This is a genomic window from Flavobacterium sp. NRK1, from assembly GCF_024054175.1.
In the GTDB taxonomy this organism is placed as follows: Bacteria; Bacteroidota; Bacteroidia; order Flavobacteriales; family Flavobacteriaceae; genus Flavobacterium.
The window spans coordinates 2,735,166-2,761,382 of the sequence record NZ_JAMXLA010000001.1 but is presented as its reverse complement, the minus strand read 5'-3'; the positions used below and the strand labels follow the sequence as shown (position 1 = coordinate 2,761,382).

Sequence of the window (26,217 nt, the reverse complement as noted above, 5' to 3'; positions counted from 1 at the left end):
ATTTAGATAACGATGAAAGCAATTACAATTACACTTTTAGTGCTTCTTTATTACCAGGTTTCCTCTGGGCAAACGAAAGATCTCGTAACAACAGAGGGCATAACCAACGTTGTGCATAAATCCAATATTGGCAAGGTAACATTTATGAATGGTAATATTTCGTTAGGTGAATATACGACCTCTGATTTTCTTAAATCCTTCCCTTTGACTCCACGCTCGGATTTAAATATCAGGGTTTTTATGGATAACTCGGTAATCAACTATCTTCATCAGCTAGCACCCACTCTATCGCCCGTAGAATTACTTAAAAAAGGTAACCTGCAGTTCGCATTTTATGTCGACGATAAATTTATTTATAAAGAGAACATTGACCCGGGCTGTAATTTTGGTTCAGGCGGTAATAAAAAAACCTCTACTACATTCAGGGTTCCGTTTACCAGTACTAAAGGTGAAGATTGGTGGGCGATATACCTTTGGGACAGGTTTAAACTTAATGGAGGTGAAAAAGCATTAAAGACAGGTACCCACAGGCTCAGGGTAGAGATTCGCCCCTATATAAAGATAAGTGCAAACAGCGATGTTGAGGTTGGTAACCTTATTGCCAACGGAACTGTTGAACTCGTAATTAAAAAGCAAGAAATAAATACCGAACAGATAAAAATTCAAGGTATTAAACCCAACAGTGGTTGGGAAATTTCTAATCTGGCATTTGACAAAAAGAAAATTGAGCAGCTTAATACACAAATAGCCAATTACACTTTAAAAGAAATCACCAGCATAGTGGTAATTCATGATGGAAAGTTGCTCATTGAAGAGTATTTTAATGGTGCTGACAGAAACACATTGCATGATACGCGATCTGCAGGAAAATCTTTTGTATCAACCCTAATGGGAATTGCGATAAATGACGGGTATATTAAAGATGAAAACCAAACACTGAATAAATTTTACAACTTAAGAACTTTTGAAAACTATGAAGTTAAAAAAGATAGTGTAAAAATAAGAGATTTACTCACCATGAGTGCGGCATTCAATGGTTCTGATGCATACAGTGAATCTCCGGGCAATGAAGAGAATATGTACCCTACAGATAATTGGGTGAAATTTACCCTGGACCTTGAAATGGATAAATTAAAAACAAATGGCGGCCAATGGGATTATTTTACTGCGGGTGTGGTGCTTTTAGGTGATATTTTAGATAAAAAAGTTCCTGATGGTCTTGAAATATACGCCGAGAAAAAACTTTTTGCACCTTTGGGTATCACCAAATACGAATGGCAGTATACTCCGCAAAAGGTCGTCAACACGGCGGGCAGTTTACAGATGACATCTTTAGAATATGCCAAGTACGCACAATTGTATAAAAATAAAGGAACATGGAATGGCAGACAGATAGTACCGGCTTCATGGGTGCGAAAAACTTTAACCCGTCAGATTCAAATTCCCGGGAGAGATCAACAATTTTACGGTTATTTGTTTTGGAATAGAACAGTTTTATACAAAGGTAAAAATTATGATACTTTTTATTGTGCCGGAAATGGCGGAAATGAATTCATAATTTTTAACGACTTTCCGCTTGTGATTATTATAACGTCGAAAGCATATAATAGACCTTACGGACATTCACAAACTGATATTATCGTTAAAGATTTTATTCTGCCTTCAATAATAAATTAGATAAAAAGTAAGGATAGGTAGTAAGCATTCGGCTGCAATCCCCATCGTCTATGAATAGACAAACAACGCTATTGTCTTTCAATGGCGTTGTTTTCAACACAAAATATAGTAATAGAGACTACGAAATATACTACCGCCAAGCAACAAAAGCAAGATCATATGCTTTTTGAAATTAATAGTACTTTTTTTGAAGTTGAGATTATCATAATTATAGGAATCGGCCTTCTGCCCCATTTGCCGTACAGCTTACTCTCGATCCTGAATACACACTCTATTTTCAAAATCCTTAATGGGATTTACAGTTAACCTTTACCTGCATACCTACCCGTTAGATCAACAGTTTTATTTCTTATGTAATAAAGCCATAGGTTAAATTTACCTATGATTGCCGCGCTGGGTTTGTACATTTAACTTTGAATCAATTTTAAAGGCTTTAGAAATGGGTACAGGAGAGAATGAACAGGCATTACGGAAGATTCTGGACATGACCCGGCTGATCAGTTTGGTACTGCTTTTTTTGCATTTTTATTATGAGTGTTATGGTTTTTTCAGCCACTTCGGGCTCCATAGTGGATTCACTGACAGGATACTGGGCAATATTTGTGCTACAGGATTATATGGGTGGTTTCACAAGCCCAAACTCATTGCCCTGGGCTTTATATGCATATCCCTTTTGGGGGCGAAAGGCCGTAAGAACGAGAAGCTGAAAGCCAGGCCGGCACTTTGGCGTATCGGTATCGGGTTGGGGCTGTATTTCGGTGCAGTAGCGGTGATGGTTTTGAATTTGGGAATCGTTGCTAAGGCAATGTTATATATGGCGCTCTGTACCCTTGGTTTTCTGCTGGTATTATCGGGGGGCATACGGCTCTCGCGCATCATCACCCGCAGGCTGGATGGCAGGGATATCTTCAATGCCCTAAACGAGACCTTCCCGCAGGAAGAGCGGCTATTGGAAAACGAATATTCGGTTAACCTTCCCGCCCGCTACCGACTTAAGGATAAGGTACGGGAAAGCTGGATCAACATCATCAATCCCTTCCGCGCCCTGATGGTGCTCGGGACGCCCGGATCGGGCAAATCTTACTTTGTCATACGCCATGTGATCACGCAGCATATCGCCAAGGGGTTTACGATGTTCGTATATGATTTTAAATTTGACGATCTCTCGCGAATCGCTTATAATGCCTGGCTCAGGAACAGGGACAAATACCCGGTACCCGCACGGTTTTACGTGATCAATTTTGATGACCTGAGCCGCTCCCACCGCTGCAATCCGCTGGAGCCTTCTTCTATGACCGACATTACCGATGCAGCAGAATCGGCGCGTACCATACTAATGGGGCTGAATAGGGAGTGGATCAAGAAGCAGGGGGATTTCTTTGTGGAATCACCTATCAATTTCCTTACCGCCGTCATCTGGTTCCTGCGCAAATACAAGGACGGGCAGTTCTGTACCCTGCCCCATGTCATCGAACTGATGCAGGTGGACTACGACAGCCTTTTTACCCTGCTGCGCAGCGAAAAGGAAATTGAGGTGCTGATCAATCCCTTTGTCAATGCGTATCTTTCGGATGTTATGGAGCAGCTGGAGGGCCAGATTGCCTCGGCTAAGATAGCCTTGGCCAGGCTATCCTCGCCACAGCTGTATTATGTGCTGTCCGGTAATGATTTTTTGCTGGATATCAACAATCCCGAAGATCCTAAGATTGTCTGCATGGGCAATAACCCGCAGAAGATACAGATCTACGGGGCGGTGCTTTCCCTGTACGTAACACGGCTGGTAAAACAGGTCAATAAAAAAGGGAAACTCAAAAGCAGCCTGGTATTCGATGAGTTTCCTACCATCTACCTTAATAACATGGACAGCCTGATTGCCACCGCGCGGAGTAATAAAGTGGCGACCTGCCTGGGGATACAGGATTTCAGCCAGCTTAGAAAGGACTATGGGCGCGAACAGGCGGATGTGATCATGAACATTACCGGGAATATCATCTCAGGGCAGGTCACCGGGGATACGGCCAAGCAGCTCTCCGAGCGCTTTGGCAAGATCATGCAGGACCGGGAAAGCCTGTCCATCAATAGCAGCGATACCTCCATCAGCCGTTCCAAACAATTGGAGGCAGCCATACCGGCCTCAAAGATTGCAGCACTCAGCTCCGGGGAATTTGTAGGGATGGTGGCCGATGACCCTTTAAATAAAATTGTACTCAAGGCCTTTCATTGCGAGATACTTAACGACCATGAGGCCATTAAAAAAGAGGAAGCGGGTTATGAGGAGATTAAACCGGTACGCAAAATAGATTCCGTGATGGTGCAACGAAACTATGTGCAGGTAAAGCAGGATGTGCAGGAGATCATCCAATCGGAAATGGAACGCTTATTAGCCGACCCTGCCCTCTCCTACCTGGTCATCCGCAAATAGTTTATATATATACATTTAATTTATTAATTATTTTATCACTACGAAGCATAACAACGGAAAAAATTGTATTTGTAAGCAAAAATGCTTACATTTGTATTATGGAAAAGCGATTTGAAAAATACCGGGGCATTCATCCGGGCATTATACTGGAGCGGGAACTCAACAAGAAGAACCTTGCCCAACGCCCCTTTGCCTTATCGGTAGGGCTTGCCCGTCAGTCGTTCAACCAGATTATCAAGGGAAAGAGGAGCCTGCCCCTTTCTGCCGCACTCAAAATTGACCGACAACTCGGTATTGAAGAAGGTACCCTGGCCCTGTTGCAGACACACTATGAAATCGAAAAAGAGAAAAAGAAACTGTTGCAGAATAACAGGCCGGATATGCAGCTGCTGCGCAAAAGCCTTTTCTGGGATACCGACAGTGAGGCTATCGACTGGATAAGGCAGTCCCGCGCGGTGATCCTTCGCGTGTTCGAAAGAGGTAATCTTACCGAGAAAAAGGAAATCCTCAGGTTCTACGGGCCGGAGAAAATCCGGAAGGTACTCACGGATAATACTAACACTGCAGCAGCAGTCCAATGGGATAAGGCAGTATGATACACTGGAATACGGTAAGCGGATCATTGCGTGAGGCACTGCTCCTGCTGATGCAGGCCGATGCGCTTAAGGAGTTCCGTCTGGTAGGCGGAACGGCACTCAGCCTCCAACTGGGGCATCGCATATCAGTGGACATCGACCTTTTTACCGATGCGGACTACGGTTCGGTCGATTTTGGAGTGATAGAGGCGTTCCTGGAATCCACATTCCCCTATCTGGACAAAGGCTTTGGTAGGGCCATCGGTATGGGAAAATCCTATCTTATCGGAACTGATAAGGACGATGCTGTAAAACTGGACCTGTATTATACCGATCCTTTTATTACACCTATGCTTGATTCTCAGGGGTTGCGTATGGCCACGCTCGAAGAGATCATCGCTATGAAGGTAGACATCGTGCAGCGCGGCGGCAGGAAAAAAGACTTCTGGGACCTGCACGAGCTTTTGGGTTCGTATACGGTTTCCCATATGATAGCGCTCCATGAAAAGCGCTATCCCTACACGCATGACAGAGAACGTATTGTTGCTAATTTTAAAGATTTGACACTCGCCGATGATGATTTTGACCCGGTAAGCCTCAAAGGCTATTACTGGGAACTCATTAAAGAGGATATCCTGCGGGCATTGGAAAGCCCGGACAGGAAACTTTAGGGCTTATCGTTACCGAATACCTGTAAAAGGCCTGCCGTTACCAGAGCACCGGCAAGGTAATAGCCAACAGTCAGTGCCTTTACCCTTGCATTACGGGCTACCGGTTGCGGGTCCAGCCCCAATGGCTCAGGCAGGGTAACGGCCCCCACCCCGGCGGCCAGGCCTAAGGTTACAGCCTTTGTCCATAGGTTACTGTTATTACCCCTTCCAATCATACTATAATAAGCGGTGTTGCTGATAATATCTCCGGCAAGGGTCGCCCTGTACAGCGTAGCCGGATCCGCTATAGTATAACCACAGCATTGCAGGCCCTTGTGAAGCGCCTCCTCTCCTAAAAGATCAATGCGCGGCATATCGGGATGTTGTTTTTTTAAGGATTCGTGCAGCAGGTTCAGGGCAATAGCTCCACCAAGTCCTGCCAAAAGGTTTTTCATTTTGCTCATGGTGATTGGTTTAAGGGCTATTTACTTTTTTTGTCTTTAAGGTATTTCGATACCGCTTCGGCTTTGTTGCCAACTGCGCGCACCGCACCGGTTAGCTGTTGGGAAGAAACCCCGAATTTTTCTCTCCAGTATTGCATTTCATAGGGCTCACTGGTATTGATCATTGAACGGTCCGGTTCGCCTTTTTTGTTTTTATTATCGCTCATAATAATTTAATTTTTTATTTAAAATTACAGTACTTTATAGTAAAAAACCAACAGCTTAACAGGACTTTAATATCTATTTTACCCTAAAACCATTACCACATCAGAAAGCATAGCGTTGGCAATACAGGCTGTGATATACTCCGAAACCTCTGATTTCCGGCTGGTCTCGGTAGTGAAATAATGGATATAAAAATCCTCCCCGTCATCATCAAAATAAATGATGTCGGTAAAGTTTCGGGCAATAAGGCCGCCCTTCAGCCGGATTATTTTCTTTTCGGTGGCAGGGTCAAGTTCTTTCCTTATCCTCAGGCGGATGGTCGTGTTCATGGAGTGCTAATTTGGATAACAGTTTGATTATTGCCTGTAGGGCTTCAGGGCTTTTACTTCTTCACGGATGCCGTAGAGCAGTTCGCGGATACTCTGCGGGCCGAGGTTTTCCGGTTCGTATTCTTTGGTAGCAATGCTGCAGGCATATTCCCAGATTTCCAATACCTCAGAAAGCTTGATAGTGTAAGGTGCATAAAACGTATTATCCGAGATAAGCGTAAGGCTGTTTTTGCCATTTTTGTTCAGCCGCTTGTAGACGATACCGTCCTCCTTGGTCAGCAGGATATAGGTCTTTCCGTCCCGGACCTCGCCCAGGTTCTCCACATACCTTCCTACGATAAACGATCCGTCCCTGTGGGGCGGCATGGAATCCCCCGATACTGGGAATGCACGGAACTTGCCATTGGTTAGGAACGGCAGGGAGACCTGCTGCAGGCCTTCGATGAACTCCGGGTCGCTGTAGCCGTTCAGGTAACCGGCCCTGGCCTTATGGGGAATGATCTCAATAGTGTTCTCCCCTTCCCTGTCTACCTTTATCGGTAAAAGTATACGATTGTCCTCCAGCTGCATCAAACCATCAATATCTATTTTTCGAATATCGGCTGTCAAAATCAGGTCAATGCTCACATGGTAATAGTGCGAGATTTTGATAAGTATCTCGAAGGGCGGCTGAGACTTGCCTTCCTCGTATTTGGCAAGCCTGTCGCGCGTTATGGCAAGGTTTTCTGCCACGATCGCCTGGGAAACTTCTTTTTTCATCCTGAGATGCCTGATGTTGTCGGAAAATAAAGACATAGTGCTTTTGGGATTATTTATCGCAACAAATATAAATATTTTTGAGAATATCTATCCTAATTTTGTTCAGTACAAATATGAATAATTATGGTGCGATCGATTGTACATATGGATCTCGATACTTTTTTTGTCTCCTGTGTGCGGCTGCAGAACAGTGATTTAGAGGGTATTCCCCTGATTGTGGGCGGCGGTGACCGCGGTGTGGTGGCGTCATGCTCCTATGAAGCCCGCCGCTTTGGCGTGCACTCGGCCATGCCGATAAAAATGGCACTCCGCCTCTGCCCTGAGGCGCGTATTGTCAAGGGGGATATGGAACTCTTCTCGCGTTATTCCCATACCGTTTCCCAGATTATTGAGGAAAAGGCGCCCGTGATGGAAAAGGCTTCCATCGATGAATTCTACCTCGATATTACCGGTATGGACCGATTTCACGGTTCCTACAAATGGACCCATGAACTCTCCTCATTGGTCACCCGTGAGACGGGGCTGCCCATCAGTTTTGCCCTGTCGGTCAACAAGACCGTTTCCAAGATCGGTACCGGGGAAGGCAAGCCCAAGGGCAACCTGGAAATACCCCAGGCGATGGTACAACCATTCCTGAACCCTTTATCCATACGGAAGATCCCCATGGTGGGCAATGCCACCTTTACCCTGCTCTCCCGTATCGGTATCCGCAGTATCGGCACCCTTGCCGAAATGCCCGCAAAGGTGCTGCAGGAAATGATCGGGCTCAACGGGCTGGAGCTTTGGAAAAAGGCCAACGGTATCGACAATACCCCGGTGGAACCCTACCGGGAGCGTAAATCCCTTTCCACCGAGGATACCTTTCATCAGGATACCACCGATATGGTGTTCCTGCGCGCGGTACTCTCGGGTATGGTGGAAAAGCTGGCCTACCAGCTGCGCAGCGAGGGCTGGCTGACCTCCAATGTGACGGTGAAGATCCGCTATTCCAATTTTGATACCGAAACCCGTCAGGTGACCCTCGCCTATACCTCGGCCGACCATACCCTGACCCGTGCCGTACTGGAGGCTTTTGAGAAGCTCTATCAGCGCCGCATGAGCCTGCGCCTTGTGGGGGTGCGTTTCGGCAGGCTGGTAAGGGGCTCCTACCAGATCAACCTCTTTGAGGATACCCAGGAAATGATGTCCCTGTATCAGGCTATGGATAAGATCAAGAACCGCTTCGGGGCCAACGCCGTGATGCGTTGCAGCGGGGCGTTTGTTAAACCTAAGATGAATTAATTAATTTATTTGCCAGTAGTAGTATGTACCTGAATTGTCATTCCTTTCACTCGTTGCGCTACGGAACCATCCCGGTAACCGAACTGGTCGCTCTTGGCAAAAGCCTGGGGGTAACGGCTATGGCTTTAACCGATGTTAATACGGTAACAGGCATTTATGAGTTTTACAGGCTTTGCAGGGAAGTGAATATCAAACCCCTTGTGGGAATGGAATTCCGTGAAGGGAATCAGTTACTGTATATCGCGCTGGCTAAAAGCCGTGCGGGTATAGCGGAGATCAACCGTCACCGTACCAATCACAATCTGGAAGGTACTCCCGTGCCTGCTCTGGCTCCCGATTTTAAGAAGGTAATGGTCATCTATCCAATGGATAAGGCGCCCGATACCCTGCGGGAGTTCGAATACATCGGGGTGCGCAGCACAGAACTGTCCCAATTGATACACCCGCGTTGGAAAAACAGGATAGACAGTATGGTCGTACTGCAGCCGGTAACCTTCCGAGACAAAACTGAGTACAACCTGCATCGTATATTGCGGGCCATTGACCTGAATACCCTGGGCAGTAAGCTTACGCCTTCGGATTATTGCGGGCCGGATGAGCGGATGCTGCCATCCGAAGAGATTATGGTGCGCTTTAGCTCCTATCCTAAATTGCTGGAGAACACCTTTGCCCTGATCGGGCAATGTGATTTTCACTATGAATTTGGGGTGCCCCGCAACAAAAAGCACTATACCGGAACTCGGGAGACGGATCTTAAACTCCTTACCAGTTTGGCCGAGCAGGGACTTCTGCGCCGGTATGGGAGTGGTAATGAGGCTGCCCGGCTGCGCGTGGAAAAAGAGCTGAAGGTTATTGATGAACTGGGCTTCAGCGGGTATTTCCTGATTACCTGGGATATTGTCCGCTATAGTAATTCCATGGGCTTTCTGCACATCGGGCGCGGCAGCGGGGCCAACAGTATCATTGCCTACTGCCTGGGCATTACCGATATCTGCCCGCTCGAGCTGGATTTGTATTTTGAACGGTTTTTGAACCTGAACCGTAAAAGCCCGCCGGATTTTGACATCGACTGGTCCTGGAAGGAGCGCGATATAATACTGGAATATATCTTCCGACGTTACGGGGCGGACCATGTCGCCTTCTGCGGGACCAATGTGGAGTTCAAATACAAATCCATCTTTCGTGAAGTCGGCAAGGTCTTTGGGCTACCCAAAGAGGAACTGGATAACTTGGCCGGTACATCCATGGACCGGCATGATAAAAATGAGGTGGTACAGCTGGTACACCGCTACGGTATGCTGCTGGAGAAATACCCCAACCAGCGCTCGATGCACTCCTGCGGGATACTGATATCGGAAGACCCCATTACCGATTTTACGGCGCTGGAGCTGCCACCCAAAGGCTTTCCGATAGTGCAGTTCGATATGCATGTGGCCGAGGATATCGGTTTTGATAAGTTCGATATTCTCTCCCAAAGGGGTATAGGGCATATTGATGAATCGGTACGGCTGATCAAAAAGAACCTCGGGATTACCGTGGAGATACGCGATACCTCACTTTCCAAGGATGAAAAGGCATGCAATACGTATTTGGGCCAGGGAAAGACCATCGGCTGCTTTTATATCGAAAGCCCGGCCATGCGGGGGCTCTTGCGTAGGCTGAAGTGTGATAACTATAAAACGCTGGTGGCGGCCTCTTCCATCATACGCCCGGGAGTAGCCCAGAGTGGGATGATGAAGGAATACATCTTCCGTCACAACCATCCTGACAGGTTCGAGTACTTCCATCCGGTCTTTGAGCAGCAGCTCGGGGAAACCTACGGCATTATGGTCTACCAGGAGGATGTGATCAAGATTGCCCTGCATTACGGGGGGCTGGCCGCTGCCGACGGGGATATACTGCGCCGTGCCATGAGCGGCAAGGGGCGTTCAAAAGCGGCATTACAAAGAGTAAAGGACAACTTTTTTGCCTCCTGTGCCGCCAAAGGGCATCCTGAGGAGCTGAGCGCGGAGATTTACCGCCAGATCGAGTCCTTTGCAGGGTATTCCTTCTGTAAGGCGCATTCGGCTTCTTATGCCGTGGAAAGTTACCAGAGCCTGTACCTGAAAGTACACTACCCCATTGAGTTCATGGTGGCGGTCATCAACAACCAGGGTGGTTTCTACCGTACCGAGGTCTATGTGCATGAGGCCAGGATGTCAGGGGCTGTTATCCATACACCCTGCATCAACAAAAGCGAAGTAGAGACGACCCTTTACGGAAAAGACATTTATCTGGGCTTTATGCACCTGCAGGGGCTGCAGGGAGAAATTGCCCGTTGTATTGTATCCGAACGTAGTGACAATGGAGAATATAGTTCGCTGGAGGATTTCATCAACAGGGTGCCTATAGGGATTGAAGGCCTGCAGCTTTTGATCTATATCGGGGCCTTCCGTTGCACGGGAAAGAACAAGAACGAATTGCTCGTTACCGCCCGCCGTATCATGATGCATTTTAAGCCGGTACAGCGCCAGCCCCAATTGCTTCCTGAACCGGTGCAGCAGTACAGGCTCCCCGAACTCAAACGCTCCCCTTTTGAGGACGCTTTTGATGAAATTGAGCTTTTGGGGTTCCCGGTATCGGTAACCCCGTTCAACCTTTTGAAAACCGGCTACCGTGGGGATGTCATGGCACGGGATTTGGTACAGTACCATAAAAGGCAGGTAAGGATGCTGGCCTACCTGGTCTCGCGCAAGCACGTACCCACCAAAATGGGGGCGATGTATTTCGGGACATGGATCGATGCTAACGGGGAATTCTTTGATACCGCCCATTTTACCGGCAGCCTGAAGCAGTACCCCTTTAAGGGTGGTGGCTGTTACCTGCTACTCGGTACGGTGGAGGTGGATTACCACTTCCCTACCATTACCATATCCAAAATGGAGAAGCTGCCTTTCATTGCCGATCCGCGCTACAGGGAAACCGAAGAGGAAAGTACACGAACTGCAGCGCGATTACGCGAGGATGTTTCGATGACCCATCGTGCGCCCTATCCGCAGGAACAGGAGATCGGCCTGCCAAGGCATAAGATGAATACAGCAACATATCAGAAAACGACAGGATAAGCAGGATGAGAAAGAACGAGTATGCCATAGTTGATATCGAGACCACAGGCGGTAATGCCTCAGGGAGCCGCATTACGGAAATCTGCATCATTATCCATGACGGGATAAAGGTGATCGACCGCTGGGAAACCCTGGTGAATCCTCAGAAGGAGATACCCCTGCCGATTTTTGCCCTGACCGGGATTAATAACGGGATGGTAGCCGGAGCGCCGATTTTTGACGACATAGCCGAAAAGGTATTGGAGCTGCTGGAAGGCCGGATATTTGTAGCGCACAACGTGAATTTCGACCACTCCTTTGTAAAGCATGAACTGGAGCATGCCGGGCTGAAGTGGACCACCCGGAAGCTTTGTACCGTACGCGCTGCCCGTAAGGTACGGCCGGGACTCCCTTCCTACAGCCTTGGCAACCTGTGCCGCACACTGGATATACCTCTTACCCGCGCCCACCGCGCCGGCGGGGATGCCGATGCCACGGCCATACTGCTCTCCCGCCTGTTGCTTTGGGATGAGGAAGGCGAGATTGCCAGGATGATCAAGCGTAATTCCCACGACCAGAACCTGCCCCCAAACCTGCCCCAGTCCGAAGTTGAGCAGCTGCCCGAAAAGCCCGGAGTGTACTATTTCTATAACCAGGTGGGGAAAGTGGTCTATGTCGGGAAGGCCAAGAATATCAAGAAACGGGTAGCACAGCATTTTTCCGGGCATAAGATCACACCCCAGCGCCAGAACTTTATGCGCGATATCCACTCCATCTCCCACGAGGTCTGCGGCACCGAGTTTATGGCACTGCTATTGGAATGCTGCGAGATCAAAAAGCTATGGCCGGAGCATAACAGGGCACTGAAAAAGTTCGAGCCGAAGTTCGGGCTGTACCACTACGAGGCGCGTAGCGGGTATAAGTACCTTGGCATCGGAAGACTGGCCAAAGGACAGGTTTGCGAAGAACACTTCTTTTCCCTCTATGAGGGGGTGAACCTATTGCTTTCCCTGGCGGGGGAGTTCGGTATCGACCCCCGGTTCTGCCACTACGGGATTAAGGGTGAAGGCGATTTTATCCTAAAAAAAGACAATGAGGGCTTTCCCGATATAAAGCTGCACAACAGCAAAGTCGAACAGGCACTGAACTATATTGCTGATAGCAGGCTGAGTTTCGGAATTGTGGACAAGGGGCGCTCTGGTGAGGAACGCAGCTGTATCTGGGTGGAAAACGGGCATTTCTACGGTATGGGCTATATACCATCGGATGTGGGGATCACTACAGCTTTACAGATAAAAGACTATGTAACGCCCTACCACAGCAACCGCTATATCATGCAGCTTATTACGGGCTATGCGGAGAAATATCCCGGAAAAGTTTTGCGGGCGGAAGTACCTCTCGAAGATAAAGCAAGGAAAGAGAAGGAAAGAAAAGCAGATTATGATGACACTATTTGATGATACGGAATTGTTTACCTCAGGCAACTCACCCAGGCGCTATTACGACCTGCCGGATATGGGGCTAATGCAGTATGACGGTTTTATTCCGAAACCGGAAGCCGATAGTTATTATGAAACGTTACTGCGTAATACACCCTGGCGGGAATACCGGATGCCGATGTATGATAAAATCGTTACCGCTCCACGGATGGTAGCCTGGTATGGCATGACCGACGAGGCGGGGGAAAATGCAGTACCGTGGACACCTGAATTGCAAGTGCTAAGGGATAGGGTTGAAAAGGAAACAGGGCTGCAATTCAATGCTGTGCTGCTTAACCTGTATCGCAACGGTAACGACAGTGTGTCCTGGCACTCGGACAAGGAGCACCTCATCGGGCAGAATCCCAATATCGCTTCGGTAACCTTTGGGCAGACAAGGCCATTCCGGCTGCGGCACAAGGTTGATAAGTCAATACAGCAACTGGAGATACCACTGCATCACGGCACATTGCTCCTGATGCATGGGACGACCAATACCTTTTGGGAACACCATATACCGAAGTCGGCAAAAGAAATGCTGCCAAGGATCAACCTTACGTTCCGGCAGCTACGAAGATCCTAAGGCTTTAAAGTACCAGGCTATTTATTATTTCCTGTTTTTTATAATACCTCTGCGCCCGATGCCATACGTTTTCAGCTCGCCTTTTTGATCCGGTGCCATCAAAGTGCTGCTGAAAGCCTTTAAGAGGTCGCAGATTTCTGAACAGGTGAGAAGAATCAGTTTCCGCTTTTCAATAATATCGCCGTAGTACTTATTTAATGATTTCCTTAAACAATTGCTGCCGTTCATCGATCGATAGCTGTTGCGGCAGCATGTGTTTGTGCCATAGTTTTATTCCAAAATACACCCTTATATTTACAGCATGAATCCCGATGAGATTAAAAGATATTTTAAGAAAAATCCTCCCCCGCAGCAGGTGGGATGGAAGCCGTGGGCTAAACAGCTGTTATCTCGCTATTGCAAATTACAAAGGCAATATTGAGATATGCCCTGCGTGGTGGCATCTGAAGGAATTTTATCAGGATATGCTTCGCCTTTCCACAGCACAGGATGCGGAAAACCGGGAAAGGGTTGCTTAAATCCACTTACATTCAATTAGAAGAGGTGATTAGCCGTATTTCAATTTCCACGCTTTCTTCAGGTCAGCATACTTAACATTGGCTTCAGCCTGTTTCCATTTCTGATAAAACAGGGCCGCGGCAGCAGCTTTGCGGGGATCACCTGTTCCCCTTTCCAACTGAAGATAGCCTTTTTCCTTATCATATTTCTTACCGCCTTTATAATTGGCATACCGCCTTGCCCTAGTATATCCCATTTGCAGGTATTTTCGCGCCATATCGGCACCGACAAAATCCCCCTTTTCGAGATAACCTGAAAATAGGTCAAAGATCTTTTCACTGCTCTCCCTGGCAATGGCAGTATCCCTGAAACGCCAATACTGACCGATCTCAGATTTATAGGGTTCACATATCAGCACGCCCTGCTCCCCTTTACCTACTCTATACAGTTCAGGATGGCTTCGGTAATCAATCTCCTTTTTCCAGGGATAATCATCGGCATTGAAGTCTAAATAGCTGGGGGTATCCATAAGCGGTACATTCAGTTTTTAGGCTGTTCGCCTTCCTTCTCCAGTACCTCTATCTCCACTTTTTCCTTTTTGATTGCCTGGCGTAATAGCGCAAAGATACTCATGTAAAAATTGGCTACATATACTAGCGCAAAGCACGCGATCACATAGCCCCTCCAGCCGTTTAGCAGCAGTTGGAACTGTGATAAGGCCAGAAAAACCAGCGTCACATAATGGCTAAAGCAGTATTCACAGGTAAAGAGATAAAAAAATTTTCTCCTGAGCAGCTTCTTTGAATCTTTACTGCAGCGGACGCAGTACTCCCTGGGTTCGCGGAAAACCTCTTCGTGTGTAACAGTCCATGCTATGCAGGCAATAGGTATCGCCAGGATAAAAAGTGTCGTGATTTGGCCGGCAAGTGTCATATAGGTCGTTTTGAAGCTAAAGTTATGATAAATCGGATTCTGTTCTGCATTTATTAAGCTAACTTTAAGTACAGTAAAGAAGTAACACTATGGCATTAGAGAAATATAAACAAAAGCGTGACGCCTGTAAAACACCTGAGCCCTTTGGAGGAAAAAGCACAGAAAACAAACTGAGGTTCGTAGTACAAAAGCACGCGGCCTCCCACCTTCATTATGATTTCCGCCTGGAAATGGATGGCGTGCTCAAGAGCTGGGCAGTACCTAAAGGGCCTTCCCTGGATCCTGAGGTGAAGCGCCTGGCAATGATGGTTGAAGACCACCCCTATGATTACAGGGATTTTGAAGGCATCATCCCTCAGGGAGAATATGGCGGGGGTACTGTGATCGTTTGGGATGAAGGCTATTATGAGCCTTTTGAATCCAATGCCGGTGCAAAAAAAGAACAGGATAAGGAATTGCGTGCCGGGCTGCACAGCGGCAAGATCAAATTCGTCCTGAAGGGAAAAAAGCTCAAGGGGGCATTCGCGCTTGTCAGGGCACATGGCCGCGGTGAGAATGGATGGCTGCTGATGAAGCTGGAGGACAAGTACGCAAGTGACAAGGATATCACCCTTAAGGAAAAATCGGTCCTCTCAGGCAAAACCCTGGAACAGGTGGCAAAGACCAGCAAAAATAGCTATGGGCAGAAAAAAGAAGAATCAGAGCAGGAAAGCCTTTCAAAGAAAGTTCCTTCCACTGACGAAGGTAAACCGGCGATCCAGCCTGACGCCCTGCTGAAAAAAGGAAAGAAAAGCAGGATGCCCGCTGATGTAAAGCCTATGCTGGCAACCCTTGTCAATGAGCCCTTCGATGACCCGGGATGGCAATACGAGGTGAAGTGGGATGGCTATCGCGCCCTTGCTTACATAAACAAGGGCAAATCCGAACTCTCATCCCGCAACAACAAATCCTTTACCGAAAAATACTATCCTATTGCAGCGGTAATGGACAAGTGGAGCATCAATGCCGTGCTGGATGGGGAGATCCTCGTTATAGGGCCGGAGGGCAAGGCCAACTTCAGCGCCCTGCAGAACTGGCGCAGCGAGGCTGATGGCGAGCTGGTCTATTATGCCTTTGATTTACTATGGTATGAGGGCAAGGACGTTACAGGCCTTCCCCTATCGGAGCGGCATGCTATCCTAAAGGAAATACTGCCGACCGATGACGACCATATCCGCCTGAGCCAGGTATTCGAGGCCAGCGGCCTTGAATTTTTCAAGGCGGCAAGGAAAATGGGCCTGGAAGGCATCATGGCTAAGAAGTCCGATAGTACCTATGCCATCGACAGCCGGTCTAAGAAATGGCTGAAGATCAAGGTCAATCAGCGCCAGGAGGTTGTTATAGGAGGCTTTACCAAGAATGAAGGTTCCCCGAAACAGTTCAGCTCGCTCCTTTTAGGCGTCTATGACAAAGGTAAATTCGTATATGTCGGGAAGGTAGGCACAGGGTTCTCCGATAAGAAACAAAAGGAGATGATGGAATTGTTTAAGCCCCTTATTACCGATAAGATACCTTTTAGCGCAGAGCCTGATGTCAACAAGCCCTCCCGCTTCCGCCCTAACCCGCCCCGAGCCACAGCCACATGGCTAAAGCCGGAACTGGTATGCGAAGTAAGCTTTATCGAGGTGACCAGCGATGGTGTCTTCCGCCACCCTTCGTTCGAGGGAATGCGCTCTGATAAAAAGGCAAAAGAGGTCGTAAGGGAAACCGCGGCCGATACTTCATCAGTTACGGCGGCACCAGCTCCGGCAAAAGGTGAAAAGGCGCTTATATCAGCCCCGAAGCGTGCGGGTGCCAGGACACTGCTGAACCCTAAGGAAGAAACGCAGGTAAAAAGCGTAAACGCCCACAACCTCAAGTTCACCAACCTGAGTAAGGTATACTGGCCTGAAGATGGATATACCAAGCGTGATATGTTCAACTATTATTTCCAGGTTGCCGATTACATCCTTCCCTACCTTAAGGACCGTCCCCTCTCCCTGAACCGGTTCCCGAACGGTATCCATGGAAAGAGCTTTTATCAGAAGGATGTCAAGAGAAAGGCGCCGGACTGGGCAAAGACGTTCCCCTACACCACAAGTGATGATGAAGATAAGGAATTTCTTGTCGGTGACAATAAGGCTACATTGCTGTGGATGGCATCGCTGGGCTGTATTGAGATGAATCCATGGTTCAGCCGTATACAGCATCCTGATAATCCCGATTATTGCGTTATTGACCTTGACCCTGCAGAGAAGACTACTTTCGAGCAGGTAATACTGGCAGCACAGGAAGTCAAGAAGGTACTCGATGCCATCGATGTGCCAAGCTATGTGAAGACCTCAGGCTCTACCGGGATTCATATTTACATCCCTCTGGGCGCCAAATATGATTATAACCAGTCACAGATGTTTGCAAGGCTTTTGGTATCGATAGTCCACAATAACCTTCCTGAATTCACCTCGCTGGAGCGCAAGATAAAAGATCGTGAGGGTAAAATGTATCTGGACTTTCTACAGAACAGGCCCGGTGCGACCATCGCCTGCGCCTACTCCCTTCGTCCAAAGCCGGGGGCTACCGTATCCATGCCACTGCATTGGGAAGAGGTTAAGAAGGGTTTGAAGATGAAAGACTTTACCATTAATAATGCCATTGCACGAATAAAAAGCGAAGGTGACCTTTTTAAAGGGACGTTGGGTAAAGGCATTGATATGGAAAAAGCGCTGGAGAAAGCGCAAAGTGTCTTTTACTAAAATTGAGGCTATGGGACTGGAACGATTTTTATCAGCCCAGGAGGGCATTTACGCGGAGGCAATTTCTGAAATCAAACAAGGGAGAAAGCAGTCCCATTGGATGTGGTTCATATTTCCTCAGCTTAAGGGGCTGGGACATAGTGCCACCGCAGAGTATTATGGGATTACTGATTTAGACGAAGCCCGTCATTATCTGGAACATCCTGTGTTGGGTAAGAGGCTTGTTGAGATCAGTAAAGCGCTGCTGGAATTGGAAGGGGCTGATGCCAATGCCATCTTTGGCTATCCGGACGATCTTAAACTGCAATCAAGCATGACACTTTTTAGCCGTTTCAATGGTGCCAATCCCGTTTTTAAAAATATTCTTGAAAAGTATTATAATGGGCAATTGGACAGGAAAACCTTATTCCTCATTGATAGCAAACGTAAACTATAAAGAATTCCTGCTAAAAAGATCGTAATTCTCCTAACTCCTACTGCTCCTTTAGGCTGATCGCGTCATTCCTATTTCCTTTCAGCAAAGCGCCATTCACGCTCTGTATCTGCATCGTATGTCTTCGGATTGGAAGCAGTGATAGCCCATATCCTATCCGGATATTGTAAAGTGGTTATTCCCCTAATCAGCTGCTTTCAATAGTACCCAGAAATTATTTCTCCCATTCTTCCCCCGGCGCCATTTAGGCGCCACAAGATACTCGTAAACACCTCTATGTCATGCTTTAGCATCAAATGCTTTAGCAACAAGGAATCGTATAGCTGTTAGTGGAATGCGCTGCCATAAAGTATTTACCATCCTGCTTGAGAAAGAAAGAATCCGGCGGCCCCATGGTGGTCTTCTGCTTGCCCCCTGGCTACCACTTCGGCTAAAGCAGTTTATCCAGGATACGAATCATCATAAACTGTTGCAGAGTTCCTGGGATACCGTAACATTTATTGCAGTTAACTCCTCTTCTATACTTTTAAGCCTGCTCATTTTGTGCTATAATCTTAATTGGTCAGCAAGTATAATAGCATTTGAATTAACTGAAAAAATCAAATAGCCCTTTAGAATTAGCCCATTTTTTTTTCTACTGATATGTTCATCAGTGTACGATTTTGTTAAGCGAACATTTCCAATGCGAAAACGGCCAAAAAGGGCAGCTAAGCTAGCAGGCGGCGGTTGCTCCGTGCGCATAATGGCTCCGCCTGCCGCGCGGGCCACCCTGCGGGACTTATAGCACGCCGCGCCCTTACCGCCCGCTTTGGGCTGGCTTTCTTTTTTTCCGTTTTTTCTTTTGGAAAATGTATGCGGGATTGGGGAAAGCAATTGAACATTTTGTCAAACTTAACATCTTTTGATTATGGAAATTACAGGACGACTGACAGCGGATGCCCAGGTGCGTACGCTGTCCGACAACAGGCAGGTAGTGAACTTCTCGGTGGCGGTCAGTGACAGCTATAAGGCGCGCAGCGGGGAACGTATCACACAGACCGAATTCTTTGACTGTTCCTACTGGATAGCCACAGGCATAGCGCAGTACCTCACCAAAGGAACTATTGTAGAACTCGCAGGGCGTGTAAGTGCACGGGCTTGGGTGGACAGCGAAGGCAACGCTAAGGCGGGGCTGAACTTCCACACCTCCAAAATTACCCTGCACGGTGGCGGGGCAGCCACAGATAAAGGGCAGCCTGTAAACCAGACCGCAGCAGGCGCAGCACCCGTGTACGAAGCCGAAGTAGTACCTAATGGTGCAGCCCCTGACGATGACCTCCCATTCTAAAACCGTTTAACCTTTAATTTTTAACATTATGGCACATAATATAAATTTCAATGAAGCAACAGGGCAACACGCCTTTATGAGTGTAAAGCAGCCCGCATGGCACGGGCTTGGACAGGTAGTAGAGAACTACCCGACAAGCCGTGAAGCCATAGCTTTTGCTGGCTTGGACTACGAGGTAGCCAAAGCCCCAATTTTTGCGAGGGGCGCAGGGCTTTTCGATACCTATCCCGTACCCGACCAATACGCCACGATGCGAACCGATACCAAAGCCGTTTTTGGCGTGGTAGGCAAGGATTACCAAATTGTACAAAATACGGATGCGTTCGCTTTCTTCGATGCCATTGTTGGCGGTGGCGAGGGCGTACTCTATGAAACCGCAGGTGCACTCGGCAACGGGGAACGCATTTTTATTACCGCCAAGCTGCCTGGGTATATCCGTGTGGGCAATGGGGATGACGTGACCGAAAAGTACATTTTCCTAACCACCTCCCACGATGGTAGCGGGTCAATAACCGCAGCCTTTACGCCCGTGCGCATCGTCTGCCAAAACACCCTTAATGCAGCCCTGAAAACCGCCACCAATGTGGTACGCATACGCCACACCGCAGGAGCAAAAGAACGTTTGGAACAGGCGCACAAAGTAATGGGCGTTGCCGACAAACTGTCGTTACAGTTAGAGGGTATTTTCAACGAGTGGGCTAACGTGCGTATTGAAGATAAACAGGTAAAGCAATTAATACAGTTGGCACTTTGCCCGAACAAAGAAACCTACAACCTTTTAAAGAAAGGGGCTACCGAGGAACTTTCAACGATGTACAAGAATGCCTGTGATGCTGCCTTTGAATATGCTATGGTAGACGATACGCAAAGCCTTGTTACCACCAAAGGCACTTTGTTTGGTGCCTACAATGCCGTGACGGGCTACTACCAAAATGTACGCAGCTTTAAGACGAGTGAGGATAAACTAAAATCCATTTGTTTGGGCGGTACGGCACAGGCACGGGGGCAAAAAGCTTTTGACCTGTGCGGAGATTTCTCTAAAAACGGGGCGGTTGCCCTGCAATGCAACTGATAGTTAACCGCTGCACCGCTTAGCGGTGCAGCATAAAATTTATAGTTATGAGCATATTAGCAAAAACCACAGAACGCAAGGCAGTAACAACACTAAAAAAAGTACTGCCCTATTTTGAAAGGCTTGACCACGTTGCCATGACCGCAGCCGATGCCTTTGACACCGCAACCGCCCTGAACCTGATCAGGCGTGTAATAGAGAGCAACCCCGAACCGAAACGTAAACCCAAAAAATAAAACGCTATGCCAGTTACCAATTTTTTTGCCCATATCGCAGCCATCCCTTTTGAGGGCTGCCTGAACATTACCGTCAAAAAGGACGGGGAGCAACTGACCACCTCCATTCTGCTGCAAAATGACGGCTGTGGGGATGCAGCCAAAAACCATATACCACCCCTGATACTTAAAGGCAGCGCAAGGGAATTGTGTGAGGGCTTTTTTGATGCTGTCAGCGCACCGCTAACTGAAACTTCTAAACTGCTCGTGAATATGGAAGCCTACCTTAAAGGGCAGGAAACCGCCAGGAAAAATGCAGCAATGGAAAAGAAGAAAACCGAAAAAGCGGACAAAGCTGATAAATCAGACAAGCCCACCACGCCCGAAGAAATCAAGGAAATGAAATACAGGGGCATTATGGCGGAGGTCGATAAACTCGAAGCAGCAGGCAAATACAGGGAAGCGTGGTTAAAAGTTCCCAAAACTTTGGAGTTCCCTGAAAAATCCGAGGAAATGCGCAACCGCAGGTCAAGCCTGTCGGCTCAATTCAGCCCCGACCTGTTTGACGCAGGACAGCCTGCTACAGCTATAACGAATGTTGAACCTAAAACTAAAGAAGATGCTACAGACCTTATTGATGCCGAGGGTATTCCTGATGAAAGACAAGGGGAATGAGTTTACCCTTACCGACCCCGACCCGAAATGGAGCGTGGAAGCCGTGATGAATTTCTATGCGAATACCTACCCGACACTAACGACTGCCAAGACAGTCGGCCCTGAAATTACAAACGATACCGTACAGTACCGTTTTGAAACCACTATGGGGACTAAAGGATAATGGTAAAAACCTAATGCTATGAACTATGCAAAGTATACTAACGGGGCAGTTACGGCTGCCCCTAAACAAAAGGCAAAAGCTGCTGCACAAAAACGCAGGCGAATTCCTGATGGGCTTGCAGCGCAGGAAAGACACCGCCGAAGTACTTGCCGACCGCCCGAGGTCAGCCCCTGCGGGGCTGCTGCCTATGGTTTTCTAAAAACCCGCTTCCTGCCCCACTATACGGGACAGGCAATTGCAGGCGGTACAGAAAAGGATGATTTTTACCGCAGCTTAAAATTGCTATGTAAACATTATAAGGTAAAAACTGTAGAAACCAAAGGGTTTGCCTATCCCTACGGCAGGGAGGTTGCCCTCTACGAAACAGGCAGGCTGCTCAACGACAAGTATTCCCAACATATTGGCTTAGAACTGTTGGAGCATAATGGCAGCTTTGTAATTCAGGCAACAGAAACCTGCTACACAGGTAACACGCTGTTTTATATCCCTGTGCTGCCCCTGCATTATATAATGCAGGACAAAAAACACCGTAAAGGCGCACGGCTCTTGCTTTGTGTTTTCAGCTACCTGTTTCATACGGTAAATATCCCGTACTACACCGAAGACAGCTTCCTGTACTGGCACTACGAAATGGTATCGGAATGGGTACAAAATGACCCCGATGATTGGGAGTATAAAGACTATTACGACTATGTAAGCCAGTTACGGGCTGCGCAGCATTACGGGGAAACCATGCTGCGCAGGATTTGGAATACAATACACTTTGACCACTTCGGGGAATGGCTCAAAGCCTTTACACCCTGTGATGATTTGGACAGGGAATGCCACCGCATAGCCCAAAAATTTTTCACCCTGTGGCACGACTATCCTGAAACTTCCTTCCACAAACACGCTGATACAACCTGCCTGCCCGACTATGAAAACGATGATTACGATGATTACGAATGCATTACGATGGAAAAATACGTCGGCTTTGTGGCAGCTACCGATGGGTGGCTGTATGAAAACGTACAACAATCGGTAAACGCCTGTTTTAATGAAAGCCTTTCAAAACAAGAGCCTGTATTAAAACGTTTCTTTGACGGGCAGTCGCAGGACAACGATACCCTTGATTTCGAATGCCGTTTGTTCCCACTCCTGAATGAACTGTGTTATCTCTTAAATAATTACGATTATGACATCAAACGTACAACTCTACCAACCTAAAGCAGCCCTTGTCGTGTTTACCGCAAGCGGCTTTACAGCACCCTATATTGAGTATTACGATATGGACGAAACGGGCAGCCCCGTAAACCCGCACCCGTTAACGGTACGGGAAGCACAAAGCCTTGCCAAAGCCCTTGACACCCGTGAGCAGGCGGGAAAGGCGTTCCTGCGCCCCGAGGGCATACTGCCTACGAGTGTGCTGCACCTTGACCCGTCCGACAATGGCAGCGTAATATGGTACACCAAGCCCCAACGCCAAAAACTCTACTTTGCCGAAAGCCTGGGTTTGGAAAACGGCAGGATTGCCCTGCCTGCGCTCGTTTGGAAAGCCACAAAAAAGGAACTGCAAATCTTTGCGCTTAAAAGCAAGACCAAGCCCAAAGCAGAAACCCCTTTATTCCACGCCCCGTTTTTTAACCTCTACCAAAAAGGCAATGTATGTATGGGAACGGTAAATGTTGCCATTAAATCGGCTGCCACCTTGGAGGAATTCATTACGGCATGGCAGGGGTATTTTTTCGGGAGTTATTTCTCCCACCACATCAACGAACACAACCCTGTAGGCGTAAACCTGTTTAACCTTTACAAAGAACTGATGGCAGACCCTGAAAAGCCATTCCCGACCGACACCCTTAGAACCACTCCGATAACCCTTAAAAACCTATTGTAATGGAAACGAAAAAAGCCCACTTTATAGCCCCCGAACTATTGAACCCGACCAACCCGATAAGCGTATGCCTGATTGGTGCAGGCGGTACAGGCTCGCAGGTGCTGACAGGCTTGGCACGGATGTCGCACAGCCTGCAACAATTGGGACACGCAGGCTTTCAGGTCAGCCTGTGGGATGATGATATTATCACTGATGCCAACCGTGGCAGGCAGTTATTTGCAGAGTGTGAAGTCGGGTTATCCAAAGCAACCGCCCTCATTACCCGTACCAACCGTTTTTTCGGCACAGCGTGGAGAGCCGTTGAAAAGGCTTTTACCGTTGATATGGCAACGGGAAGGAATGCGATTTATATTTCCTGCGTGGACAGTGCAGCAGCACGGTTCGTGATAGCCGAAGTATTAAATGATTTGGATTTAAGCTCCCACCGAGCCGATACGCCCCGATATTGGATGGATTTTGGCAACAGCAAAGACACAGGGCAGGTTATCCTTTCCTCTATAAGAAAAATCAAGCAACCGAAATCGGAGAAGTTTGATACTGTGGAAAGCCTGCCGTTTGTAACGGAGGAATTTGGGAAACTGCTTCGCCAATCGAACAATGATGATACGCCAAGCTGCTCCCTTGCAGAGGCACTCGAAAAACAGGACTTGTTTGTGAATTCGGTTTTGGCGCAGATGGGCTGCAGCCTGTTGTGGCAGCTGTTCCGGAAAGGTTATACCGAGCAGCGGGGTGTGTTTGTTAATTTAGGGGATTTCAGGGCTATGCCGTTAAAACTTTAGACTAGGGGTGCACAGAGAACTTTATTAAGGATTTCTTCGGGCGCCGGACTGCTCTTATCACCAGCATTTTACTACAATGTAATTAGCAGCTATTATTTTTTCTTCCATTTCAGGTCTTTAAAAAGCCTGTAGTGACCACCGAGCATAGCTATTCCATAAAGAATTTTTATTTCGCACTTTATTATCCAATACAGCTATGATCGGTGATGGCTCTCTTTTTGATTATCTTGCCTTTCAGGTTCTACATGAATTAACACATTGCCCAAATCAGGCATTTTCTCTACAAGGGCATCCTTTAGCAAATGAGATATTTTATGTCCCTCATAAACAGTGAGACTGCCGTCTACGATTATATGCAGATCAACATGGTATTGCATGCCGGTTTTCCTGATGAGACACTTTTCTGTACCTAAAACACTAGCGACCTTGAGGGATTCATGCCTGATTTCAGCCACTAATTCGTAGTGCGTGTCTTCATCCATAATTTCCCCTAGTGCCGGCCTGAAGATTTTATAGGAATTATACAATATGAATCCCGCTGCGAACAGTGCGGCCCAGTCATCGGCATTTTCATATCCTTCTCCAAAAATTAAAGCAATACTTATTCCCAGAAAAGCGGCTACAGAGGTAACAGCATCACTTCGGTGATGCCAGGCATCTGCTTTAAGGGAAGAGCTTTTGGTCTCAACCGCTTTCTTCATTACTTTTCTGAACGATATTTCCTTCCATGCGATAAGAGCAATTAAAAACAGTAGTGTCCATGCCTTCGGCCCTTTATGGGGTGTTCCTATATTTTGAATACTTTCATATGCAATAACTGTGGCTGAAGTAATTAAGAAGCCCACTACAATAAAGGTAACTAGCGGTTCTGCTCGTCCGTGTCCGTAAGGATGATTTTTGTCGGCCGGCCTGTTGGTGTATTTCAATCCCAACAATACCAGGGACGAGGAAAAGATATCAGCAGTAGATTCGATAGCATCAGCTATTAATGCATAGGAATTTCCGAAATAACCTGCGGTACCCTTAGTAATTGCCAAAGCTATATTGCTGATGATACTGAAATAAGTTGCTTTGACTGCGGTCTCATGATTGGTCTGCATAGTATGCTCTGTAAGTGATTTACAAAATTACAAAAATGCGGATTTGGGAAACTTAATAATTACTTAATAGTATTCCGTCCACTCCTTCATACTAACATTTCATTAATCAGGGTTAAGGGCCACCACTGACTTAGATCTTAATTTACAAAATTTAAGGTTTCCGGGATTGGTACGGTACTTATCTATAGGGTACCTTCGTTCCACGCCTTACTTTCTTCATGTAAACAAACAAGGCAATCGGGCTACCTATAGAATTTTATTATCCTAATAGCTATTTGTAAAATACTTTTTACAGACACATAATTCCAGATGTGTTGTATAATCAGATCCCTACTAAGACCTTTACTGATGCCCCACCGCAAGTATACCAATAAGCCCTGCCGCTCTAAGAGCGAACAGGGCTTTCAACTAAAAACTGCCTTCGGTATGTGGGTTCTTATCTTTTAAGTGAGAAATGCGCTTTAAACTCCCTTGTTACCGTTGTGGTGCCATCAAACTCAGGGTAGGTTACACTGAACCAGTAGTCATCGGCAGGAAGCGGTGTACCGTTGAAGGTACCGTCCCATCCGTCACTCTCAAGGTCAGGGCTGATCTGTTTGATAAGCTTGCCGTAGCGGTCAAAGATGTAAATTACAGATCCTGTGTTCTGAAGCCCGATGATGTTCCACGTATCGTGGAAGCCGTCACCGTTAGGGGTAAAGAAGTTAGGATAGTCTACAACACTAACACCTTCTATCGGAAGTACTCCACAGCTGAACTCGGTCTTCACATCATATACCCTTACCGTGTGAGGGCCTGGGGATACATTGGTAAATACAGGGCTGGTCTGTGTAGGGCCTTCATCAAGCTGGTACACATACTCTCCGTTTC

At 47.3% G+C, this 26,217-nt stretch carries 27 protein-coding genes; 19 read left to right on the top strand and 8 right to left on the bottom strand.

What is annotated here, in order from left to right; translation table 11 throughout:
* The first annotated feature begins 12 nt into the window (after positions 1–12).
* The 4 genes from NHE85_RS12680 to NHE85_RS12665 all read left to right on the top strand — a co-directional run bounded on the left by NHE85_RS12680 (position 13) and on the right by NHE85_RS12665 (position 5,345).
* Positions 13–1,677: a serine hydrolase gene (locus NHE85_RS12680; RefSeq protein ID WP_252812453.1), complete on the top strand. Its 1,665-nt coding sequence runs from the start codon at positions 13–15 to the stop codon at positions 1,675–1,677.
* A 439-nt stretch (positions 1,678–2,116) separates the two neighbouring features.
* Complete coding sequence (mobC, locus tag NHE85_RS12675; protein ID WP_252812452.1) at positions 2,117–4,099, top strand: conjugal transfer protein MobC; 1,983 nt, start codon at positions 2,117–2,119, stop codon at positions 4,097–4,099.
* Positions 4,100–4,197: 98 nt separating this feature from the next.
* Complete coding sequence (locus NHE85_RS12670; protein ID WP_252812450.1) at positions 4,198–4,695, top strand: plasmid maintenance system antidote protein; 498 nt, start codon at positions 4,198–4,200, stop codon at positions 4,693–4,695.
* Entirely contained in the window at positions 4,692–5,345 is a 654-nt protein-coding gene (locus tag NHE85_RS12665) for a nucleotidyl transferase AbiEii/AbiGii toxin family protein (RefSeq protein WP_252812448.1), read from the top strand. The genes NHE85_RS12670 and NHE85_RS12665 overlap by 4 nt, the downstream gene beginning before the upstream one ends.
* On the opposite strand, the gene NHE85_RS12660 is transcribed toward NHE85_RS12665, so the two are convergent.
* The 4 genes from NHE85_RS12660 to NHE85_RS12645 all read right to left on the bottom strand — a co-directional run bounded on the left by NHE85_RS12660 (position 5,342) and on the right by NHE85_RS12645 (position 7,116).
* Positions 5,342–5,788 carry a hypothetical protein gene (locus NHE85_RS12660; protein WP_252812446.1) on the bottom strand — a complete coding sequence of 149 codons (447 nt, stop codon included), beginning with the start codon at positions 5,786–5,788 and terminating at the stop codon, positions 5,342–5,344. The two genes, NHE85_RS12665 and NHE85_RS12660, sit on opposite strands and share 4 nt — an antisense overlap.
* Before the next feature lie 17 nt (positions 5,789–5,805).
* Positions 5,806–5,994, bottom strand: coding sequence for a DUF3606 domain-containing protein (locus NHE85_RS12655; RefSeq protein ID WP_252812444.1), 189 nt, complete (start codon positions 5,992–5,994; stop codon positions 5,806–5,808).
* 78 nt (positions 5,995–6,072) lie between these two features.
* Positions 6,073–6,321 (bottom strand): hypothetical protein, encoded by a 249-nt coding sequence (locus NHE85_RS12650; protein WP_252812442.1) that lies wholly within the window; start codon positions 6,319–6,321, stop codon positions 6,073–6,075.
* 27 nt (positions 6,322–6,348) lie between these two features.
* Complete coding sequence (locus NHE85_RS12645) at positions 6,349–7,116, bottom strand: LexA family transcriptional regulator (RefSeq protein ID WP_252812441.1); 768 nt, start codon at positions 7,114–7,116, stop codon at positions 6,349–6,351.
* A gap of 87 nt (positions 7,117–7,203) precedes the next feature.
* Here NHE85_RS12645 and dinB point away from each other — a divergent pair, with 87 nt between their 5' ends.
* From dinB to NHE85_RS12620, 5 genes are all read left to right on the top strand, one after another.
* Positions 7,204–8,361 (top strand): DNA polymerase IV, encoded by a 1,158-nt coding sequence (dinB, locus tag NHE85_RS12640; RefSeq protein ID WP_252812439.1) that lies wholly within the window; start codon positions 7,204–7,206, stop codon positions 8,359–8,361.
* Positions 8,362–8,384: 23 nt separating this feature from the next.
* Positions 8,385–11,465, top strand: a complete 3,081-nt coding sequence (locus NHE85_RS12635) for a DNA polymerase III subunit alpha (protein WP_252812430.1) — start codon at positions 8,385–8,387, stop codon at positions 11,463–11,465.
* Between the two features lie 5 nt (positions 11,466–11,470).
* A complete protein-coding gene (locus tag NHE85_RS12630; protein ID WP_252812428.1) occupies positions 11,471–12,901 on the top strand; it encodes an exonuclease domain-containing protein in 1,431 nt (476 codons plus the stop codon).
* Positions 12,885–13,505: an alpha-ketoglutarate-dependent dioxygenase AlkB gene (locus NHE85_RS12625; RefSeq protein WP_308219359.1), complete on the top strand. Its 621-nt coding sequence runs from the start codon at positions 12,885–12,887 to the stop codon at positions 13,503–13,505. Before NHE85_RS12630 ends, NHE85_RS12625 begins: the two co-directional genes overlap by 17 nt.
* A 311-nt stretch (positions 13,506–13,816) precedes the next feature.
* Complete coding sequence (locus NHE85_RS12620; RefSeq protein ID WP_252812426.1) at positions 13,817–14,023, top strand: hypothetical protein; 207 nt, start codon at positions 13,817–13,819, stop codon at positions 14,021–14,023.
* Positions 14,024–14,052: 29 nt separating this feature from the next.
* Here NHE85_RS12620 and NHE85_RS12615 read toward each other — a convergent pair whose 3' ends face one another.
* Both NHE85_RS12615 and NHE85_RS12610 read right to left on the bottom strand, forming a co-directional pair.
* Positions 14,053–14,532: a DUF4385 domain-containing protein gene (locus tag NHE85_RS12615; protein ID WP_252812424.1), complete on the bottom strand. Its 480-nt coding sequence runs from the start codon at positions 14,530–14,532 to the stop codon at positions 14,053–14,055.
* Positions 14,533–14,543: 11 nt separating this feature from the next.
* A complete protein-coding gene (locus NHE85_RS12610) occupies positions 14,544–14,936 on the bottom strand; it encodes a hypothetical protein (RefSeq protein WP_252812422.1) in 393 nt (130 codons plus the stop codon).
* A gap of 89 nt (positions 14,937–15,025) precedes the next feature.
* Between NHE85_RS12610 and ligD the strand changes: the two genes are divergently transcribed.
* The 10 genes from ligD to NHE85_RS12560 all read left to right on the top strand — a co-directional run bounded on the left by ligD (position 15,026) and on the right by NHE85_RS12560 (position 24,247).
* Complete coding sequence (gene ligD, locus NHE85_RS12605) at positions 15,026–17,707, top strand: DNA ligase D (RefSeq protein WP_252812420.1); 2,682 nt, start codon at positions 15,026–15,028, stop codon at positions 17,705–17,707.
* Positions 17,708–17,717: 10 nt separating this feature from the next.
* Complete coding sequence (locus NHE85_RS12600; RefSeq protein WP_252812419.1) at positions 17,718–18,143, top strand: DUF1810 domain-containing protein; 426 nt, start codon at positions 17,718–17,720, stop codon at positions 18,141–18,143.
* Positions 18,144–19,047: 904 nt separating this feature from the next.
* The gene (locus NHE85_RS12595) at positions 19,048–19,467 is read left to right on the top strand and encodes a single-stranded DNA-binding protein (protein ID WP_252812417.1); all 420 of its coding nucleotides are present in this window, start codon (positions 19,048–19,050) and stop codon (positions 19,465–19,467) included.
* A gap of 28 nt (positions 19,468–19,495) precedes the next feature.
* Entirely contained in the window at positions 19,496–20,539 is a 1,044-nt protein-coding gene (locus tag NHE85_RS12590) for a DUF932 domain-containing protein (protein ID WP_252812415.1), read from the top strand.
* Positions 20,540–20,586: 47 nt separating this feature from the next.
* Positions 20,587–20,775, top strand: a complete 189-nt coding sequence (locus NHE85_RS12585) for a hypothetical protein (RefSeq protein WP_252812413.1) — start codon at positions 20,587–20,589, stop codon at positions 20,773–20,775.
* 6 nt (positions 20,776–20,781) lie between these two features.
* Complete coding sequence (locus NHE85_RS12580; RefSeq protein WP_252812411.1) at positions 20,782–21,429, top strand: prtrc system protein e; 648 nt, start codon at positions 20,782–20,784, stop codon at positions 21,427–21,429.
* On the top strand, positions 21,374–21,592 hold the full coding sequence (locus NHE85_RS12575; RefSeq protein WP_252812410.1) for a PRTRC system protein C: 219 nt from the start codon (positions 21,374–21,376) through the stop codon (positions 21,590–21,592). The genes NHE85_RS12580 and NHE85_RS12575 overlap by 56 nt, the downstream gene beginning before the upstream one ends.
* Positions 21,593–21,610: 18 nt before the next feature.
* The gene (locus NHE85_RS12570; protein ID WP_252812408.1) at positions 21,611–22,798 is read left to right on the top strand and encodes a hypothetical protein; all 1,188 of its coding nucleotides are present in this window, start codon (positions 21,611–21,613) and stop codon (positions 22,796–22,798) included.
* On the top strand, positions 22,767–23,468 hold the full coding sequence (locus NHE85_RS12565) for a prokaryotic E2 ligase family D protein (RefSeq protein ID WP_252812407.1): 702 nt from the start codon (positions 22,767–22,769) through the stop codon (positions 23,466–23,468). Before NHE85_RS12570 ends, NHE85_RS12565 begins: the two co-directional genes overlap by 32 nt.
* Positions 23,468–24,247, top strand: a complete 780-nt coding sequence (locus NHE85_RS12560) for a PRTRC system ThiF family protein (protein WP_252812405.1) — start codon at positions 23,468–23,470, stop codon at positions 24,245–24,247. Before NHE85_RS12565 ends, NHE85_RS12560 begins: the two co-directional genes overlap by 1 nt.
* A gap of 194 nt (positions 24,248–24,441) precedes the next feature.
* On the opposite strand, the gene NHE85_RS12555 is transcribed toward NHE85_RS12560, so the two are convergent.
* Entirely contained in the window at positions 24,442–25,347 is a 906-nt protein-coding gene (locus tag NHE85_RS12555; RefSeq protein ID WP_252812404.1) for a cation diffusion facilitator family transporter, read from the bottom strand.
* A gap of 436 nt (positions 25,348–25,783) precedes the next feature.
* The coding region (locus NHE85_RS12550; RefSeq protein WP_252812402.1) for a T9SS type B sorting domain-containing protein at positions 25,784–26,217 on the bottom strand (434 nt) is incomplete at its 5' end.

Bases quoted from the DNA above. Each gene is read 5' to 3' on its own strand.
- NHE85_RS12680 (WP_252812453.1), top strand. From the start codon at position 13: ATGAAAGCAATTACAATTACACTTTTAGTGCTTCTTTATTACCAGGTT.
- mobC (WP_252812452.1), top strand. From the start codon at position 2,117: ATGGGTACAGGAGAGAATGAACAGGCATTACGGAAGATTCTGGACATG.
- NHE85_RS12670 (WP_252812450.1), top strand. From the start codon at position 4,198: ATGGAAAAGCGATTTGAAAAATACCGGGGCATTCATCCGGGCATTATA.
- NHE85_RS12665 (WP_252812448.1), top strand. From the start codon at position 4,692: ATGATACACTGGAATACGGTAAGCGGATCATTGCGTGAGGCACTGCTC.
- NHE85_RS12660 (WP_252812446.1), bottom strand. From the start codon at position 5,788: ATGAGCAAAATGAAAAACCTTTTGGCAGGACTTGGTGGAGCTATTGCC.
- NHE85_RS12655 (WP_252812444.1), bottom strand. From the start codon at position 5,994: ATGAGCGATAATAAAAACAAAAAAGGCGAACCGGACCGTTCAATGATC.
- NHE85_RS12650 (WP_252812442.1), bottom strand. From the start codon at position 6,321: ATGAACACGACCATCCGCCTGAGGATAAGGAAAGAACTTGACCCTGCC.
- NHE85_RS12645 (WP_252812441.1), bottom strand. From the start codon at position 7,116: ATGTCTTTATTTTCCGACAACATCAGGCATCTCAGGATGAAAAAAGAA.
- dinB (WP_252812439.1), top strand. From the start codon at position 7,204: ATGGTGCGATCGATTGTACATATGGATCTCGATACTTTTTTTGTCTCC.
- NHE85_RS12635 (WP_252812430.1), top strand. From the start codon at position 8,385: ATGTACCTGAATTGTCATTCCTTTCACTCGTTGCGCTACGGAACCATC.
- NHE85_RS12630 (WP_252812428.1), top strand. From the start codon at position 11,471: ATGAGAAAGAACGAGTATGCCATAGTTGATATCGAGACCACAGGCGGT.
- NHE85_RS12625 (WP_308219359.1), top strand. From the start codon at position 12,885: ATGATGACACTATTTGATGATACGGAATTGTTTACCTCAGGCAACTCA.
- NHE85_RS12620 (WP_252812426.1), top strand. From the start codon at position 13,817: ATGAGATTAAAAGATATTTTAAGAAAAATCCTCCCCCGCAGCAGGTGG.
- NHE85_RS12615 (WP_252812424.1), bottom strand. From the start codon at position 14,532: ATGGATACCCCCAGCTATTTAGACTTCAATGCCGATGATTATCCCTGG.
- NHE85_RS12610 (WP_252812422.1), bottom strand. From the start codon at position 14,936: ATGACACTTGCCGGCCAAATCACGACACTTTTTATCCTGGCGATACCT.
- ligD (WP_252812420.1), top strand. From the start codon at position 15,026: ATGGCATTAGAGAAATATAAACAAAAGCGTGACGCCTGTAAAACACCT.
- NHE85_RS12600 (WP_252812419.1), top strand. From the start codon at position 17,718: ATGGGACTGGAACGATTTTTATCAGCCCAGGAGGGCATTTACGCGGAG.
- NHE85_RS12595 (WP_252812417.1), top strand. From the start codon at position 19,048: ATGGAAATTACAGGACGACTGACAGCGGATGCCCAGGTGCGTACGCTG.
- NHE85_RS12590 (WP_252812415.1), top strand. From the start codon at position 19,496: ATGGCACATAATATAAATTTCAATGAAGCAACAGGGCAACACGCCTTT.
- NHE85_RS12585 (WP_252812413.1), top strand. From the start codon at position 20,587: ATGAGCATATTAGCAAAAACCACAGAACGCAAGGCAGTAACAACACTA.
- NHE85_RS12580 (WP_252812411.1), top strand. From the start codon at position 20,782: ATGCCAGTTACCAATTTTTTTGCCCATATCGCAGCCATCCCTTTTGAG.
- NHE85_RS12575 (WP_252812410.1), top strand. From the start codon at position 21,374: ATGCTACAGACCTTATTGATGCCGAGGGTATTCCTGATGAAAGACAAG.
- NHE85_RS12570 (WP_252812408.1), top strand. From the start codon at position 21,611: ATGAACTATGCAAAGTATACTAACGGGGCAGTTACGGCTGCCCCTAAA.
- NHE85_RS12565 (WP_252812407.1), top strand. From the start codon at position 22,767: ATGACATCAAACGTACAACTCTACCAACCTAAAGCAGCCCTTGTCGTG.
- NHE85_RS12560 (WP_252812405.1), top strand. From the start codon at position 23,468: ATGGAAACGAAAAAAGCCCACTTTATAGCCCCCGAACTATTGAACCCG.
- NHE85_RS12555 (WP_252812404.1), bottom strand. From the start codon at position 25,347: ATGCAGACCAATCATGAGACCGCAGTCAAAGCAACTTATTTCAGTATC.